11 protein-coding genes are annotated in these 16,915 nt (G+C 44.5%); 5 read left to right on the top strand and 6 right to left on the bottom strand.

Going from position 1 to position 16,915, the window contains the following annotated elements:
* Positions 1-25: 25 nt before the first annotated feature.
* The 3 genes from ACFSR5_RS17085 to ACFSR5_RS17075 all read left to right on the top strand — a co-directional run bounded on the left by ACFSR5_RS17085 (position 26) and on the right by ACFSR5_RS17075 (position 6,113).
* Entirely contained in the window at positions 26-2,125 is a 2,100-nt protein-coding gene (locus ACFSR5_RS17085; RefSeq protein ID WP_380905682.1) for a RagB/SusD family nutrient uptake outer membrane protein, read from the top strand.
* Between the two features lie 44 nt (positions 2,126-2,169).
* Positions 2,170-4,698 (top strand): hypothetical protein, encoded by a 2,529-nt coding sequence (locus ACFSR5_RS17080; protein ID WP_380905681.1) that lies wholly within the window; start codon positions 2,170-2,172, stop codon positions 4,696-4,698.
* 302 nt (positions 4,699-5,000) lie between these two features.
* The gene (locus ACFSR5_RS17075) at positions 5,001-6,113 is read left to right on the top strand and encodes a hypothetical protein (protein ID WP_380905680.1); all 1,113 of its coding nucleotides are present in this window, start codon (positions 5,001-5,003) and stop codon (positions 6,111-6,113) included.
* 376 nt (positions 6,114-6,489) lie between these two features.
* Here ACFSR5_RS17075 and ACFSR5_RS17070 read toward each other — a convergent pair whose 3' ends face one another.
* Positions 6,490-8,610 carry a carboxy terminal-processing peptidase gene (locus ACFSR5_RS17070; protein WP_380905679.1) on the bottom strand — a complete coding sequence of 707 codons (2,121 nt, stop codon included), beginning with the start codon at positions 8,608-8,610 and terminating at the stop codon, positions 6,490-6,492.
* 517 nt (positions 8,611-9,127) lie between these two features.
* Here ACFSR5_RS17070 and ACFSR5_RS17065 point away from each other — a divergent pair.
* Complete coding sequence (locus tag ACFSR5_RS17065) at positions 9,128-10,240, top strand: tetratricopeptide repeat protein (RefSeq protein WP_380905678.1); 1,113 nt, start codon at positions 9,128-9,130, stop codon at positions 10,238-10,240.
* Between the two features lie 4 nt (positions 10,241-10,244).
* On the opposite strand, the gene ACFSR5_RS17060 is transcribed toward ACFSR5_RS17065, so the two are convergent.
* Positions 10,245-10,886: a 4'-phosphopantetheinyl transferase family protein gene (locus ACFSR5_RS17060; protein WP_380905677.1), complete on the bottom strand. Its 642-nt coding sequence runs from the start codon at positions 10,884-10,886 to the stop codon at positions 10,245-10,247.
* Positions 10,887-11,339: 453 nt separating this feature from the next.
* Between ACFSR5_RS17060 and dcd the strand changes: the two genes are divergently transcribed.
* On the top strand, positions 11,340-11,876 hold the full coding sequence (gene dcd / locus ACFSR5_RS17055) for a dCTP deaminase (protein WP_380905676.1): 537 nt from the start codon (positions 11,340-11,342) through the stop codon (positions 11,874-11,876).
* A gap of 30 nt (positions 11,877-11,906) precedes the next feature.
* Here the strand turns inward: dcd and prfB are convergent.
* From prfB to ACFSR5_RS17035, 4 genes are all read right to left on the bottom strand, one after another.
* Positions 11,907-12,990 (bottom strand): peptide chain release factor 2 gene (gene prfB / locus ACFSR5_RS17050; RefSeq protein WP_380905675.1). Its coding sequence is split into 2 segments (ribosomal slippage): positions 11,907-12,929 and positions 12,931-12,990, totalling 1,083 coding nucleotides; the frame shifts between segments, so codons are not numbered across the junction.
* Positions 12,991-13,472: 482 nt separating this feature from the next.
* Positions 13,473-14,663 carry a glycoside hydrolase family 76 protein gene (locus ACFSR5_RS17045; RefSeq protein WP_380905674.1) on the bottom strand — a complete coding sequence of 397 codons (1,191 nt, stop codon included), beginning with the start codon at positions 14,661-14,663 and terminating at the stop codon, positions 13,473-13,475.
* Positions 14,664-14,670: 7 nt separating this feature from the next.
* Positions 14,671-15,795: a glycoside hydrolase family 76 protein gene (locus ACFSR5_RS17040; protein ID WP_380905673.1), complete on the bottom strand. Its 1,125-nt coding sequence runs from the start codon at positions 15,793-15,795 to the stop codon at positions 14,671-14,673.
* A gap of 10 nt (positions 15,796-15,805) precedes the next feature.
* The gene (locus ACFSR5_RS17035) at positions 15,806-16,879 is read right to left on the bottom strand and encodes a SusE domain-containing protein (RefSeq protein WP_380905672.1); all 1,074 of its coding nucleotides are present in this window, start codon (positions 16,877-16,879) and stop codon (positions 15,806-15,808) included.
* Positions 16,880-16,915: the final 36 nt, after the last annotated feature.

Below are 16,915 nucleotides of genomic sequence, written 5' to 3'. Positions count from 1 at the left end.
CATACACAAAAAAAACAATGTTACCATGAGAAAATTACCTATATATACCATGATGATTGCGTTGCTAGCTATTTCAGGTTGCAAACGTGATTTCCTAGATGTTTCCTCTCCTTCGGCAGTCGACCAGGAGTTTGTATTTTCTTCGCCCGAAGAGGCCTACAAAGTGATGATGGGTTGTTATGAAATCTGGCGGGGAGCCAACAACGGATTGTTTTATGATTTGGATGCTGTAGGTTCTGACGCAGAAACGCATCCGGAAAGCTATGACGCACAAACGCGCCATATCCCAGAGGGGCTGTATGCCTCAGAACTTGCCATCGACTACCCCAATGCAGTAAATGCGTGGGCTAACCTGTACAAAGTGGCTAACCGCGCTAACCTGATCATGGAGGCCATCGCCGCCAAACCGGAATACCAACAGGCTTTAACGGGTTCTACCGCGACGGACTGGACACAGTTGTACGGCGAGGCGGCCGTCTTTCGCGCATACGCCTATTTTAACTTGATCCGTTATTTCGGGGACGTCCCCTATTTCGATGTACCGATCACCACGTTGGGCCAAACGGATAGCGCAGCATTATCGTCTCGTGATTTCATTTATGATCAGGAACTTGAGAACCTTCAAAAAGTGGAGCCTTTCATGTACCGACTTGGGGAGGGCGGTGTGAACGCTGAGCGATTTTCGCGTACCTTCGTACAAGGATTCATTGGTAAAATGGCTCTTTTTGCCGGCGGATACAGTCTGAGACGAACAGATTTTGACTATGGTTCAGTCTCCCTGGAGCAGAAAGGCACAGAACAATGGGAGGCGCATTATGCCCGCCGAAGCGATTACAAAACGTACTATGAACTAGCTAAAACATATCTGAAAGCATGCTTGGACAATCCGGGGTCGGCCTATTTGATCACAGCGGATCCACGCGGAGAGGCGTTTAACAATCCTTTTCAGTATAATTTCCAATACAACATGAACTTGCAGGTCAGTCCGGAGTCGCTCTACGAAGTTGGGGAGACGCAAGGCAAATTTTCGGAGCGGCCGTATGCATTCGGACGACCGTCTAATGGTGGCGGTTCCAATGCTTATCCTTGCAAGTCTTACGGCCAAAGCCGACTATTTCCTGCTTTCTACTATGGTGATTTTGATCCGGCTGATGTGCGTCGGGATGTGACGGTTGCCGTAACAGTAAACTCAGGAGCTGCCTCTGAAGTACTGGTCAACTTCACCCCCGGATCCAGAAGTCAGGGTGGTCTTCCCAACAACAAATGGGATGAAAGCCGAATGGCAAATCCGTATACGGTCACCCAGCGGCAATCCGGCGTGAATTGGGTGCAGATGCGTATGGCCGATGTGATCCTTATGCTTGCGGAGGTCTATGCAGAACTCGGGGAGGAAGCAAGTGCTAAAACCGAGCTGACAAAGATTCGTGCGCGTGCTTTTAAGTCGGCCGACCAATCACAGAAGGTGACGGCTTATATCGGCGCGTTGTCTGGAGCCTCTCTTCGGGAAGCGATACAGCAGGAACGGAAGCTGGAATTTGCCGGCGAAGGTCTGCGCCGCTACGACCTCATCCGCACGGGAAAAATGCCGGAAAAGATCAAAGCCGTCCGCGACCTACAGAAAGAGATGATCGCAGGGTTGCAGAGCAAAGGGTATTATACCTTTGACAACGGCAATACCATCTCAAATTATATCTATGTGAAGGCTATGAACGTAACGACGGTGGGAATGTCTAAAATGTTGACAACCGAATGTACCGTGTCAGAAACAGATCCGACACATCCGCTACGTTATCCGGGATGGCGGGGCAACTGCGACCTATGGACGGCACAGAATTTTTTACCAAGCAATGGCAACCGAAACCTAGCCATCAAAGGGTTGTTTAAGCATATCGACCCCGATGGCGCAGAGGCCGCAGCTCTCGTTGCCGATGGCTATGTGAAGACAGCTTGGGGCATCAACATCGTCACTTACAAAGACCAGTACGGTAGCAATATTTTTAAGGGATATACGGATGCCCATTACGCTGCGGGAGCGCCCCCACGTTATTTACTCCCGTTGTCTTCAGAAACGATACTACGGTCCAACGGATTAATATCCAACGGATATGGCTTCGCCCAACAATAGTGTACATCATGAATATTTTTGCTACCCGGACATAAAAACGAACTATGAGGCAGACCCGACAGATCGCTCTTTACATCTTAATATTCATAGTGACGTTACTGGCTAGCGGCAGGCAAAGTCGCGCATATGGCCCAGCGGCCAGCTCGGTAGACAGCGTGATCTATTACGGGGAACAACGCGTTGTTCTTGGTCCGAAAAGTTTTCTTATAGACGGTAGTCTTTCCGATCAGGAAATAGTGGGCAAAAAATATGTGTTTAATTCGTTACAAAAAGCGGTACAGTATCTCAAGGACGGTACCGCTTCCGAACCCATGCGGGTTTATATTGCACCGTATGTTTACTGGCTGGATGACCCGGACGATCCAGCCCTTCGGGTACCAAAACCAGGAGAAAACGTGCCCTTCGGCCTGGAAATAGACTGCCAATGGTTATCGCTGATTGGTCTATCCGATGATCCATCGGACGTCATTCTCGCGGCCAACCGGGGGCAAACAATGGGCGCAAAAGGAAATTTTACCATGTTACGGATCCGCGGCGAAGGCCCCTCTGCCGAGAACATCACCTTTGGAAACTACTGCAACATCGATTTGGTATATCCCAAGAATCCCTCGTTGAACAAAAAGAAAAGAGGGGCGGCGATCGTTCAGGCACAACTGGTGTTCTGTGATGGTGATAGGGTATTCGCACGAAACTGCCGGTTTATTTCCCGGTTGAATCTCTGCCCGTTTGTTGGCGGCAAGCGTACTCTTTTCGACAGGTGTTATTTCGAGCTGACCGACGACGCGCTAAATGGTAACGCCGTCTATCTGCGCTCCACTTTCCATTTTTATGGGAGCAAACCGTTTTGGGGCGCTTCGCGCACCGGAGCCGTGTTTCTGGACTGCGACATCCATTCCTTTGTGGAATCAAAACAATATTTCGTAAAGACGGCAGGACAGGTGACGCTGATCGATACAGATATCGATTCGCAAACAGCGTCTTATGTGGGTTGGAAGGCGCTCCCAGATGCGGAATCTAGCTATCAATATCAAATTCGGTTTAACAGCAAACCTTATACGGTTGGGCATCATCATCCGCAACATGTGCATCCCTTCCTGGCTACGCAGGATGCACTCCTCGCATACCGGTTTACCCATAGTGGCAAGGTATATTACAATGTGTATAATCTTTTGGCTGGAAAGGATCAATGGGATCCGCTGGGCTATCGTTCACTCATCGAAGCCCAGGAACACGCTACGGGGATACCGCTGACCAATATTCCGACGCAACTACGCTTCGCGCCACACAATACCCGTTTGGAAGCAAAAAAGGATTCCTTATGCTTGCAAACACAACTCCTGCTATATAGTGGTGAGGTCCTACCTCCAGGATCTGTTTCCTGGACGGCAGAACGTGGACAGAAAAGCGTAAATATACGGCCGATGGGAGATGGACGTTGTGTCGTTATCCCCGTGCTCGACACCGACACTGCTCAACATATAACAATATATGCCAACCATGTCTCTGGTTTACGTGCTGCCACCACGTTAGAAATCGTGCCACAGCAGTACGACGCGCCATCTTTCCTTAAGTCTCCAAAGCTACAACTCGCCGATGGTATATTGCATTGCTCCTATACGTTGGACAGTTCTTACCCGGATGAAACTCGGATCACCTGGTCTAGAAGCCGTACTTCTGATGGAAGAGACGCTATTCCGGTACAAATCTCTCCTGATAAATATCCGCTCAAGCAATATCGTCTCACAGCGGCTGACAGCGGATACTACATACACTGCCGGGTGGAACCAAAGCATATACGCAGCGGGCTTGGCCTTCCCGTGGACCAGGTATTTGCCACCCGCTTGACCCCAGCAGAGGTTGGTCCGCCTGATTATTCCTGTGCAGTCCCGCTTGCGACGATGCCCACACAAAACCAACCGCAGCTGATTCCGGGCTTTTGGAGCTTAGATGCTTACGCGCCAGCGGATACACGCGAATACGACTGGCAGGTAGACACAAGTAAACAGGCTTGGTATTATGGAGTGGGCGTGGATGGAGCAATGTGCGACACGGGATTCGTGCAAGCGGTGCAAGGAGCGCGGATGCGCTATACCCCCTTGGCACGACATCAAGGGGATATGTCTATACAATTTACGGCTGTACCCGCCAAAACCGCTGGGCAGGGTTTTGGTAGCGCTCGGGCACAGTACTTGGATGTATACATCAAATTTGACCATAGCCGCTTAACGGGCTATGCTCTCCGGATTATCCGGACGACAAAGTATGCGGACGCCGTCGACTTCCAACTATTGCATTACAAGGACGGTCATATCTCGCCAATCAGCCCTCCTGTCAGCACAACTGTATTTCGGGCGCCCTGTTATATCCAGATCGCTATCACCGATCACAAATTGAGCGTAAAAGCAATTACATCGACAGAAAATCGCAAATCGTTGCCGAGTGGCGTTCGTAATGATGTGATGCTCGAAGCAGTCGTTGGAGAAACCGGACACGGCGGTGTGGGATTCCAACATACAGGTACGGTTGGTAGTGGAGCTACCTTAATCAAAGATATAGTAATCGACTGGAACTAAAAGGGCGCCGCAGAGTGCGACGCCCTTTCTCTTGATAATAATAGTATCTGTCAGCCCGAAACTCTGGAACAGATTCTACCCCAAGTGCTGCAACGTCTATCTGGTACGTCCTTCGCTCAAACCTCGAAACGAAATCGGATGCTCATGAATCCTGCTATATGGCCACCTCAAAGTCTCATCAAATCTGGAAAATTTCGCGGGGATCGAGTACTATCAAATTGGCAATTATATCTTAAATTAGTAGAAAACTGTTCAAAAATATAAGTGGAAAAACCGAGGTTGTTAAAATGACATAGTTAAAAATGCAAATATTAAATACGATTGATTTAGGCCGTAAAATTTCAAAGTCGCTACTTCATGAAAATGGCAATACGGCTCTGATATTATTTGATGGTTCTTCTGAATTTGCAATACTGAATATTCTTCATGATGAATTGGCTCTCGCATACTACCACAAATTCGATTTTGCCATATTAGATGCTTGTTTTTCGGGGGAGAATTACATATGGTTTGCCTTGGACGGTGCAATAAATATGGAATGGAGTATCGATACACGGACCATTTCACGAACATGTGGAGAAGTTGTAAACAATAATTTGGCCCCGCATTTAAAAGGATATTCCTGCATACGCGTGATCGCTTCGAGAAATCTCTTAATCGCGGCAAACGCCGGTTCATTCAAAATAGAATTTTATCATTTGGATTCGTTATCTAAACTGGACAATGCTGATGCACTATGTGAGGTGTATACAAAGAATATAATAATTCATCCCAATGAGCAAATAATTGCCGTACAAGTAACCGAGTCAGAAGATAGTGGGCATATTCGTTTCTATCAAATAAAAGACGTATCAATAAGGCTCTACAAAAAATATATATTCACCTTATTTTCTCCAAGTTCCTGCCGTTTTTCTGAGCATGGCGACCAGTTTATTACAACAGGCGGGTTCCCTCCGTTTAGTTATCAAGCGAACAGATTTCCCTCGTTGGAGTTTGTTAACGAATTTACAGACGATGAAGGTTTAACTCTTCCAACACCATGGGGAAACATCAGAGGTATAACATTTTACAATGATTTTTTGATTTCGTCATCCAAATTGATCGTGCCCTACTATGATGGACATCTGAAATATATTGAATTGGAAACGGGAAAAATTATAAAATCAATCAAATGCTGCCATTCTCTTTGCAACTCATTGACTAGATCGCAGAATGCACAGCTATTGTTATGTTCCTCGCTGGCAGGAGAGGTTGTTCTTATCAGAAACGACGATTTAGACTTTAGTACGACGAGCGATACCATAATTTTAAAAGATACCGACACTACCACCAATTTATTAGTACCCTTAGCTGAATTGGAAGAATACTGTTCCACTTTGGACGACCCTGTACCAATAATAAAGATCGTTACATAAATATACAACAAAAGCTTTTCCGATCGAACCACGGTTCGAATCAGCGCCCAAACAAATAAATACAACTCTTCTTAGTTTTGTCAGAATACGGGATGGCTCCAAATCTTCGCAAACATTTGATAAAAATTTACATAAAAACTAATCACCTTTTAACGTAGGTAGCTTTCTTAGGTCATCCTATAATAAAAAAGATGTTCTCTTAGTTAGCAGTCATTATGGATTAATGACAATAGACTATTAAAAACGCAAAAAAGACTGAAATCCCAAATATGAATGCTAACTGAAACACGCGGAATTGCTTTCGTACATTCTAAAAAAATGGCCTCAAGAATAGTAGTTCCTGAGGCCACAGAATGATCTGGTATCGTATATCGAATTATTCCTTCGTTTGACTGATGAAGTCGGTCATCACATTTAGACTTTCATCCAGCACGAAATCGAATTCAGTTTTCGGTTGTGGCTGCCCTTCTTTCCAGAGCGGCAATCCACGAAGTTCTAACCCTTTATTGATCCGTGCCCTGTTCTTTACTTTCGTTTTATCACGCTCTTTTTGCAACTCCACTTGGTTGAGGCTGATTTCCTGAATCGAATCTAGCTTTTTAAACTCTTCAATGTCTTCTAACAGATAGGCATACTCCGGAGATTTTTGCATCCGTTTCTGATGAATATCATTGAGCTTTTGATTCACCGTGCCAAGGTCTGCTACGCGGGAGAATGTCGATGGTTTAATTTGATCCCAAGGTAGTGCCGACGGCTCAGAGCTTTCGCCAAATTTTTCCGCTGTATATTGCGTTGGGAATACCACATCGGGAGTGACACCTTTGTGCTGCGTACTGCTTCCCGTAACACGGTAAAACTTACCCATTGTGATGTTTATCTGTCCAAATTCAGGAGCCCCATTGGGGGTATCTGGATCCTTATCTTCACCTTTAGCTTTTAACAAGAGTTTATTGGTTGCGCTGATGAAACGGGACATGTCAATCGCCGATTGTACCGTGCCTTTTCCGTATGACTGCGATCCTAAAATAACACCTCTTCCGTAATCCTGTATAGCACCGGCAAAGATCTCAGATGCCGACGCGGAAAACCGGTTAATCAATACACCAAATGGACCATTCCATGCAACGCCCGCCTCTTCATCATTATCCACTTCTACCCGGTCTCTTACATCACGTACCTGCACCACAGGGCCTTTGTCGATGAACAATCCCGTTAGCTCAATGGCTTCTTGCAGGGAACCTCCGCCATTATTGCGCAGATCAAGCACCACTGCATCCACCTTTTCCTGACGGAGAGTGTCCAAAATTAACCGCACATCGCGGGTGGTGCTCTTGTAATTGGGATCACGCTTGCGGAAGGCATCGAAATCGATATAAAACTTTGGCAACTTAATGAGCCCGATTTTGTAGGTTTTACCGTCCTCTCCTTTTACTTGCTTAACTTCCTTTTGCGCAGACTCTTCGGCGATGACAATTTTTTCCCGTTTTAGCGAAACCACCTTGGGCTGTGCCGTTAGCTCTTGACCAGCCGGAATGATCTTTAACCGTACGACCGTACCTTTCGGCCCTTTGATTTTCGCAACTGCGGCATCAAGACGCCACCCAATAATATCCTCAAACTCGCCATCACCTTGTGCGACACCAATGATCCGGTCGTCAACATGTAAGCTCTTGTCCTTAAATGCGGGACCTCCGGCAATAATTTCCTTAATGGTTACCATTTCGTTCTCCATCTGCAGGCGTGCACCAATTCCTTCGAAAGTATTGGACATGCCTTCATTAAATGCTTGGGCAAAGGACGGATTGTAATATGTGGTATGCGGATCCACGGCGTCGGTCAACGCTGTCATGATTAACTGGAAAGCGTCATTGGAGTTGGTTTTTTTCGCCTGTGAAATGATGTTTTGATAACGCTTGCGCAGCGTCTCCTTATGCTTGCTGACATCAACAGAATCCTTGTCTGTGCTTGTCAGGCGTAAGTTGAGCAGGTCGTACTTCACGCGTTTGCGCCATTGATCTTTTAGCTCCGCATCTGTTTTGAAATAAGGCAACTTCTCGCGGTACGCAATGTAATTCTCATTTACATTGAAATCATGCGGCACGTCTATTTGCGTCAATGCGTATTCCATCGCTTCTAAATAGCGTTTTGAATACATATTGAAGATATAGAATGGTGCTGATAAGTCTCCTTTTCTAAAATCCTGACTAATGGTATTCTGGAATTGTTTAAAGTCCTCCACATCGGACGCTAACAGGTAGTTTCGTCCTTGATCCATCGACGTAAGCAGGTTATCAAAAACGATCCGCGATAACGAATCTGTCATAGGTACCTTTTTGTAACTGTAATTCTCCAACAGATTTGCCACCTCGGAAGCAATTACTTCGTGCTGAGCGGATGGCTTGAGCTCCAACATCCCTTCTTCCAAATTCACACGGGGTTTTGATCCGCATGCAATAACAGAGAACAACGCAAGACCAAAAACAATATTCTTAAACATATAAGATAGTTTATTTAAATACATCGACTAAAATCCTTTTCCTAAGCCAAACGGTACTCTTCCAATTTTGGCTGCGCTAAACTTAGATAAATTTAGCTGCATATACAATAGCAATATTACTGAATATGATAGCACATTATCCTGCTCCGACACGCAACGAAGACTTTTTCTTCCAGTGGAAAAATACTGAAAATGAAGCAGAAAATAATTGCAGTATTTAAAATAATACACGGATTTTACTGCTTTTTGTTTTTATTTACTTTAAGATAACCAATTATCCCGCCAAATATTGTGCATGTCGGAGCCTATAATCATTAGAAGCCGTTACAGAGGGGTTTATCAAGCGTTAAGGATTGTTAAAATTTGCAACCGAGCGATGGATGGCCGACCTTCCACCATGTATCGCAGGTCTGGACAATTGTGGCTTATCTTCACATTAGTTGATTTGTTTCATGTGCTTACGAATTGTATTTGATACAGAATTTTGATAAGTTTGGTAAAATAGGGAAATAACTATATGCAGTTTGATAAGCAGGGAATTTTATATACACTGATTTTTTTAGGGCTATTTATCGGCATTCATGATGTTCAGGCACAGCAACAGGATGAACCCCTCGACCCTGCCGGTTATGTGACTAAATATGACCGCAGCTTTAACGGTATCGGTCCTCGGGTATACGTGCTGCCCGCTCCACGAACACGCGAGGAACTCCTGACGGATTCTTACAAAGAAAAAATAATCTTTCAAGATAGCATCGACAAAGCGCTCGACTTTCAACAGCTGGTCGATGAACTGAGACCGACTAGTAATGCCCCAAATATGCAGCATCTACTTGAACCCGAACCAAGCAGCGCGCAAGAATGGAATCTTCTGGTAGAAAAGGAAATTCAGCGGGAAAATTTCAGTGGTGCTTATGGTCTTCTCCACATTTACGCCGAATCTATTTTAAAGAAAGGAGATGTACAGGGAGCGTTGAATCTTCTGCAAAGTGCCTTGCAGCACGCTCAAAAAACAACACATACTTCGGACATTGCCACGATACAATATAACCTGGCCAATGTGTACCTCTTTAGCAAGAACGTACAACAAGCAGGATATTTCCAAGAAATATATTATAAAACAGCCATAAAGCGTGAAAGTATACTCGATCAGGCAAATGCGCTTACGAAGATTGCGCTCATACAAGCGTATGACAAGGATTACCGATCGGCAGAAAACAACATCATTCGTAAAGCGATACCCCTAATCAATAGAGCAAAGGCCTATGACCGGAAGATCATAGCTTGGCAGACCTTGGCCAAGATCTACCAACTGCAAAACAAACACACAGAAGCTCAGTGGTTTCTAATCCAAGCGCGTGATCTAGCAAGACGGCGACAACTGACAGAAGATCTTGCAGAAATCGAGTATATGTTGGCCAGCTCAAAATTCGTGCAAAAGAATTACAAGGTTGCGAAAAAGGAATTTATACAGGCAGACGAACTGGCAAAAATGGAGGATAACCGCTTACTTCGGCTTGCTATTGTGGATAAACTTGGTCAAATTTACATGTCGCAAAGCGATCTCGACGAAGCAGAAAACGCATTAAGTACTTATCAGGAACTACGTAACGAACTCTTCCAAGAATAGTGTATCAGCTGCCGGCTACGACATACCCTAACATGTAATCCTGGAACTTCTCATAGTATACCTGAAAAGATTGGGTTTTCCTGTCCTTTCTTAGCATCAAGGTCATGACACCTTGTGGTTTGTACTGGAACGGCAGAATACTCATGTCTTCAAGAAAGGAAACTCCTTTATTGCCCTGAAGCTTGTAAACGGCTTCTTTAGCACACCAACAAGCGTACAACTGCTCTACGTTATTGTCTTGTATAAAGGCGAGTTCGGTTGGTTTCATAAACTTTTCTTTTATGCGCAGAACTTTGTCTTTCACAATTTCTAGATCGATTCCGCATTCACCCTGCGTGCTCATCAGCACCCCGGCATAGTCAAAAGAATGTGTCAATGATATTTTAAATGGATAATCTGGTAAATAAGGTTTCCCGTTTGCATCGGAGGGGCAAGCGATATACTCTTCGGTTTTGAGCAAATAGCGCAGCAATACACGTGTGGCGAGCCAGTGTAATGTCCGCTTGCCTTTGCTTAGACTTTCCAGTTTTGCTTTTTCCCGTTCATCTAGCTGCAGACGAGCTAACAACTCTTCCGTTGTTTCTTCAATTTTCCAGATCGCGAACTTCGTTTCGCTATTTAATTCCCGAAGATAGACTAATCCCATGTTGATATCAGTTGATATATTGCCCGTTGCTAATAATGGTTATTGCAAACAATAAATGTAAGAAGTAAAACGTAAATAGCAAACACGTTGCAATAACTTATATAAACGATCGACATTTAATTGAAAAAGCAAAAATTGGTAAATGTTACTTTATAAGTTCAAAGTATAATTTCGTAAGGCAGGCAGCTTTTTTCAGTAAACATTTTAGTAGTACCTAGCAACGGAAATTGTATCAGTTTTTGCGACGGTTAGCCATACGTGATTTTACCTTTATGTCCCTTCCTCGATTTATGCTTACAAAACACGTTAAAGATGAAAAATATTGTCGTGTAAAATCCTTTGAATTATTCAAAATGTACTCTACCATAAAAAGTTGCTGAAATAGAAGCAATAGTGTATTTTTGATCTCCCTTTTCAGTGCGTAACGCGAGAGAGGATACTCATGCAACAACGATGATATTATCAGACAAAAGAATTTTAGAGGAAATTGAAAAAGGTACCATTGTAATTGAACCTTTCGACCGGAAGTGTTTAGGTACGAATTCCTACGATGTACACCTAGGCAAATACTTGGCCACATACAAAGATCCAGTACTGGATGCAAAAAAACACAACGAAATCGAACATTTTGAAATTCCGGAAACGGGATTTGTTTTGCAGCCGGGCACGCTATATCTGGGAGTTACATTAGAATATACTGAATCTCACGGCCATGTGCCGTTTTTAGAAGGTAAATCCAGTACGGGGCGTCTTGGCATAGACATTCACGCTACAGCGGGGAAAGGAGATGTTGGTTTTTGCAACACATGGACCTTAGAAATATCGGTCGCACAGCCGGTTCGCGTATACACGGGTATGCCAATTGGGCAACTGATCTATTTTGTCGTGGAAGGCGAAATCGAAACCATGTATAACAGCAAGGGTAATGCAAAATACAACAACAAGACGATCCGACCAGTGGAAAGTATGATGTGGAAAAATAAGTTTTAAGAGCGAGGCCACATGAGCCTCGCTTGCTTTTTATCCACCGAATTCCATTAGGTACGCTTTTAGAAACTCATCCAAATCACCATCTAAAACGGCCTGCGTATTGGAGGTTTCGACGCCCGTACGCAAATCTTTGACCAACTTATAAGGGTGCAACACATAGTTCCGAATCTGTGATCCCCATTCTATTTTCTTCTTTGACCCTTCTATCGCGGCGGACGCTTCTTGGCGTTTCCGCATTTCGATCTCGTAAAGTTGAGATTTCAACAACCGAAGCGCATTCTCCTTATTTTGGAGCTGGGAGCGTGATTCTTGGTTTTTGATGATGATACCGGTAGGTTTGTGATGCAGGCGAACGGCTGTCTCGACCTTATTGACATTCTGTCCCCCAGCGCCACCAGAACGAAACGTATCCCACTCTATTTCCGAATCTTTGACGTCAATTTCGATATTATCATCCACGAGGGGATAAACGTAGACCGACGCAAAAGAAGTATGTCGTTTGGCGTTAGAATCGAATGGTGAAATGCGAACCAATCGATGTACTCCGTTCTCGCCCTTCAAATAACCATATGCAAAATTTCCGGAAAACTGAAGAGTGACGGTTTTAATTCCAGCGACATCCCCTTCCTGGTAGTCCTGCTCGGTGACTTTGCATCCGTGCTTCTCGCCCCACATGATGTACATACGCATCAACATCGCTGCCCAATCACATGATTCTGTACCTCCAGCACCCGCTGTGATCTGCAAGATGGCATCAAGCTGATCTTCCTCGGCGCTGAGCATGTTCTTGAATTCCAGCTCTTCCACTTGCGTTAACGCCTGTCCGTATTGGTCGTTGGCATCTTGCTCACTCGCATCCCCTGATTGAAAAAATTCGTACATAACCCCGACATCATCGACCGAGGCCGCAACCTGGTCGAAGTGGTCAGTCCATACTTTCAGGTTTTTGATTTCGTGAAGCACTTTTTCAGCCGACTTAGGGTCATCCCAAAAATCTGTCTGTAAAGTTATTTCCGTCTTTTCAGCAATTTCTTCTTTTTTCGCATCAATGTCAAAGATGCCTCCTCAGGGACGCCACTCTGTCCCTCAAGTCTTGAATTTGTTCTTTCGTCATTCCCAAAAGTAAGTGTAAAACTTCAAAAATGTAGAATCAATCACCTTTTTATATTTAATGCCGTAAAAACTTCTGGGGACTAGGTGATGATATCGTTTAAATCTGCCAAGTTTTTTTGATCAAGCCTATAATACAACCTACATCAATACCCTTTTCACACCGATTTTGAAATTTGCATGGTAAGTACCATGCACAGACAGTTTGTGGTAGGTATATTTCTGATTTCCCAATTAATTTGCATGACTTGTCAGTATAGATCTTTTATGCCAAGGCTGGCTCCAGCGCTCCGAATAATACCTGTAGTGACTATAGCAGATCATAAAGTATTCAAGAAAGCATATAAAGAATCTTAAAGGAGAATTTTCATTATCAGAGCTTTTATTAGGAGTATTACTTCATTGGTTAAATGGGACGGACTCCAGGTCTTTGAAGAACCGGAGTCCGTGCTTTTTATTCAATAACTCGCGCCCTGGAAACAGCTTTTATTTTATTGCGGCCAGCCTGGCAAACATCTCAGCAATAGCAAACTGATCCAGCAGCCACTTTTTGTCCGCAGAAGCCTTCTCTGCAGACCAATCCTTTCCGAACAAACCATGTTGATCACGCATAAATGTCCAGGCGTGATCAAGGTTAGCTTTGAAAGCATTTACATATTGCGGGTTATTATCTTGGTGGTACAATTCAATATATCCTCTCAGCATAATGGCGATAAACCAATTGTCGCTCTTGCGTAGAACCGGATAAGCGACCGGCTGACTTTCCGTTTGATTCACCGAAAAAAAGTAGGATAATCCGGCCTTGGCAGACTCCTGCGCGTCGACCAGAAACTGCTTTTGTTTGGTAAGTTTATACAGTAGCGCACCAGCTTGAATCATCTGCCCCGTGTTGTATGGATATTTAGCTTTCTGAACTTTTCCTTCAAGGCTGATGTTGTCCCAATAGAGTTTATCACTTGGATCTTGCAAATTTTTCTTAGTCCAAGAGTATAGATCAACGGCTTTTGTTAGAAATGCTTTAGATTGTGTGGCTTGATACAACTTTAACAAATACACAACAGCGGGTGCGTTGGAACATGTATTTTTCGATTCCTTACGTTGTTCGCACCAATAGATGCCTCCTCCCAGCTTATTATCCATACCACTTTCCACAAAAGTCCATATCTCCTTTGCTTTATCCAAATAGGCTTGTTCCTTGGTGTGCAGGTAAAGGTCGACAAAATCGATTCCAAGCCAGATATTATCATCGTAAAAGCGATCCGATTCTGGCGCACTGTTCACATAAGAGGCGTACGCCACAGGCGTCCGTTGATCGTAATAGTTTTCCAATCCAGGCAGTACCTGTTGATCAATATGTTTTTTGAACTTCTGATGGTTGGAGGTTTCCAATAAGGCTACATAAGCAGATAGGCTGCCAGAAAACGGCCATAAGTAGGAATACGGATTAGATTTCTTTTCGTTATCCCCACCACCAAGATATGTAGCGCTATAGGTATCGTCATAGGGAAAAGTTTCCCGGAAAAGATGCGTACCATCGGAAACTCCATACCGTTTTTCGATCGTAGCAAGACTCTCCTCGGCACGTTCTTGATTCATCGATCCTTTAGATTTTTGTGCGTATAGGCCGGTTGCTAGTAACAAGGCTATACCTATCGCGACTGTTTTTTTCATCTTCATGTTCCTCTTATTTTTTTTCAAATAATGCTATACTCTCGAACAACATCGCGGCGCTGGTTTGACTTGTCAACTGTGTACTTCCAGCGGGCGGTTGTGTCCAAGATGGACCGAAGAGGAGAGTCTGTTGGTTGGTCCCCTGTGTCCACGCTATCCTTGCATTGTTGCGCAGGAAACTTTCGAACTTCAAGCGAAACGCTTCGGAGATACCTTCGCGCTGTAGGTATTGTACGAAGTAACGCATAAATATCCCTTTAAACAATCCTCCGTCCCCATCGCCTTCGTTTCTGAGTACATTATTACCCGGGTCAATACACTTGGAAATGGTATAGTTCGCTATTTTTTGTCCGTCGTTCAGGTATAATGGATCTTTAGTTATATCGAAAAGCTCAACGGCCGTACCCAAAAATGTACCCTGATTATAAGTCAAAGCAACAGTACTGATTACGTCGGTTTGGCCGTTTATATTGTCATACACCGCACCCGTGGCACGATCGAAAAGGATATCTTTTTGCCAGTCATATATGCGCCTAGCCCAGTCCAGGTATTCTTCTTCCTTGGTGAGCTTATAAAGCCGTGCAGCTAAAATACTGGCAGGACCGTTGGAGCAGGCATTTTTTGAGTACAGCATGTCCTTTTTCCAAGCTAGCCCTCCTCCTGCGTACTCGGTATTCCAAGCTTTTATGATATCCTCCCAGAGTAACATGACCGCATCCAGGTACTTCTGCTCCTTGGTAATCTCATAAAGGCGTAACATGGTAAGCGCATTCCATTCCATATCATCATAGAAAACATTGTAGTAGCTGCCTCCATTTTTTGTTTTCACACCGTCAAACCACTTCCCGAAGTAGGCACTATATTTCGGATCATTTGTTCGCAAATAAGCATCTATAACCACATCCATAGCATGGGCGTTTGGCCAGTAATGAAAGTCAAGATTTGATCCCTCGCTTCCGTAGTTAAAATATCCGTCGTTATTCCAGAACTGTTGTATCAGGGTATGCGTTGTTTGGTCAGCCATTTCCTCCCAGGAGACGGTCAGGTCGTCATTATATTGGTATTGGTCCTCTATTTTTCCGCAGCTCCAGCTACAAAGTACACCCAATAACATGACGAAAAAATTCCTTCGTTTCATCTTCTTTCCGTTAATTTACCGATACGATATGTGTATACTCCTTATCTCCTTGCAGGATCACCTGAATGGTTGTTGATTTGCCATCCACAGCATCGGCAAACTTCCACTTGTCATCCCACTGGGTGACCGCAGGGAGCAGTTTGATATGGTAGTAAGAAGGATCACTCGACGCGTTGGGACGACTGTCTGTTGGATTCTTAGCGCCGAGCTGCTCCACGGCCGTCTTGCCGTCGCTTATCGTCTGCAATTGGAATTTGTACCGTTCATCTTTTCCCCAGCTCTCTTGTCTAAAGTTTACCACACCCGTGCCGCTCCAGATGCCTTTACCCTGGTAAGGGAGATCGAAAAGCACTTTATTTTCTGGGGAAAACCATAAGCCCAGCGTTTTCACTTCGGTAAATTTTACCGTGGCGACATTGAAGTCCATTTCAATGCGATAAATGCCGGTACGCTCTGTTTGCATAGACGGGTCTTCTGTCGCTTCTTTCAATTTCACTTCATCGTCTGTGTAAAACATACGAGCATTCCCATCTCGTCGGTCTACAAAGACATATTTTTTACCTGCCTCCAGTTTCGTGTAGATTTCAAATTCACCGGGAGCTGTTTGCTTGAATGGAAGAGCGTTTGCGAGCGATGCACCCCCTTCGGATCCTTCGCCAGAAACATATACCGTATTTGGTATTTCTGCAAAGCCTTCCAGGCTGGTTATGTTAAGTTTCCGTACCGTTGTAGATTGTACGCGATTTACTCCTCGGGAAGAAATCACTGTCCATTGTACGTCTCCGCTTTCTCCAGGATTGATACCTGCCAACGCGGCCACGGTATTAAGAACCTTATGGGTTATATACGCGTTGTTGGCAAACCCCCGGTTATTGGACGTGAGCTTATACAGAGGTTTCGAAAAATCACCGCCAACTTTGTCAAATACGACTTCGTACAACGGGGCACCGCCATCTTGTACTAGAGCTGTCTCCCATTCGAAAAATAAGGAAGCAGTACTGGAACTCACCAGTTTGACGGCTTTGTTATCAAGGGGTTCAAATAAATTGTTTACAGCGGTGATCTCTACATCTGTATAGTTCATATCGTCTGTTTTGCATGCTCCAAACATGGATAACAA

Source organism: Sphingobacterium suaedae (assembly GCF_042684625.1).
GTDB classification, from domain to species: Bacteria; Bacteroidota; Bacteroidia; order Sphingobacteriales; family Sphingobacteriaceae; genus Sphingobacterium; species Sphingobacterium suaedae.
This window is presented reverse-complemented; position numbering and strand designations above follow the sequence as displayed.

Coding starts and splice junctions, on each gene's coding strand:
- ACFSR5_RS17085 (WP_380905682.1), top strand. CDS start 26: ATGAGAAAATTACCTATATATACCATGATGATTGCGTTGCTAGCTATT.
- ACFSR5_RS17080 (WP_380905681.1), top strand. CDS start 2,170: ATGAGGCAGACCCGACAGATCGCTCTTTACATCTTAATATTCATAGTG.
- ACFSR5_RS17075 (WP_380905680.1), top strand. CDS start 5,001: ATGCAAATATTAAATACGATTGATTTAGGCCGTAAAATTTCAAAGTCG.
- ACFSR5_RS17070 (WP_380905679.1), bottom strand. CDS start 8,610: ATGTTTAAGAATATTGTTTTTGGTCTTGCGTTGTTCTCTGTTATTGCA.
- ACFSR5_RS17065 (WP_380905678.1), top strand. CDS start 9,128: ATGCAGTTTGATAAGCAGGGAATTTTATATACACTGATTTTTTTAGGG.
- ACFSR5_RS17060 (WP_380905677.1), bottom strand. CDS start 10,886: ATGGGATTAGTCTATCTTCGGGAATTAAATAGCGAAACGAAGTTCGCG.
- dcd (WP_380905676.1), top strand. CDS start 11,340: ATGATATTATCAGACAAAAGAATTTTAGAGGAAATTGAAAAAGGTACC.
- ACFSR5_RS17045 (WP_380905674.1), bottom strand. CDS start 14,663: ATGAAGATGAAAAAAACAGTCGCGATAGGTATAGCCTTGTTACTAGCA.
- ACFSR5_RS17040 (WP_380905673.1), bottom strand. CDS start 15,795: ATGAAACGAAGGAATTTTTTCGTCATGTTATTGGGTGTACTTTGTAGC.
- ACFSR5_RS17035 (WP_380905672.1), bottom strand. CDS start 16,879: ATGAACTATACAGATGTAGAGATCACCGCTGTAAACAATTTATTTGAA.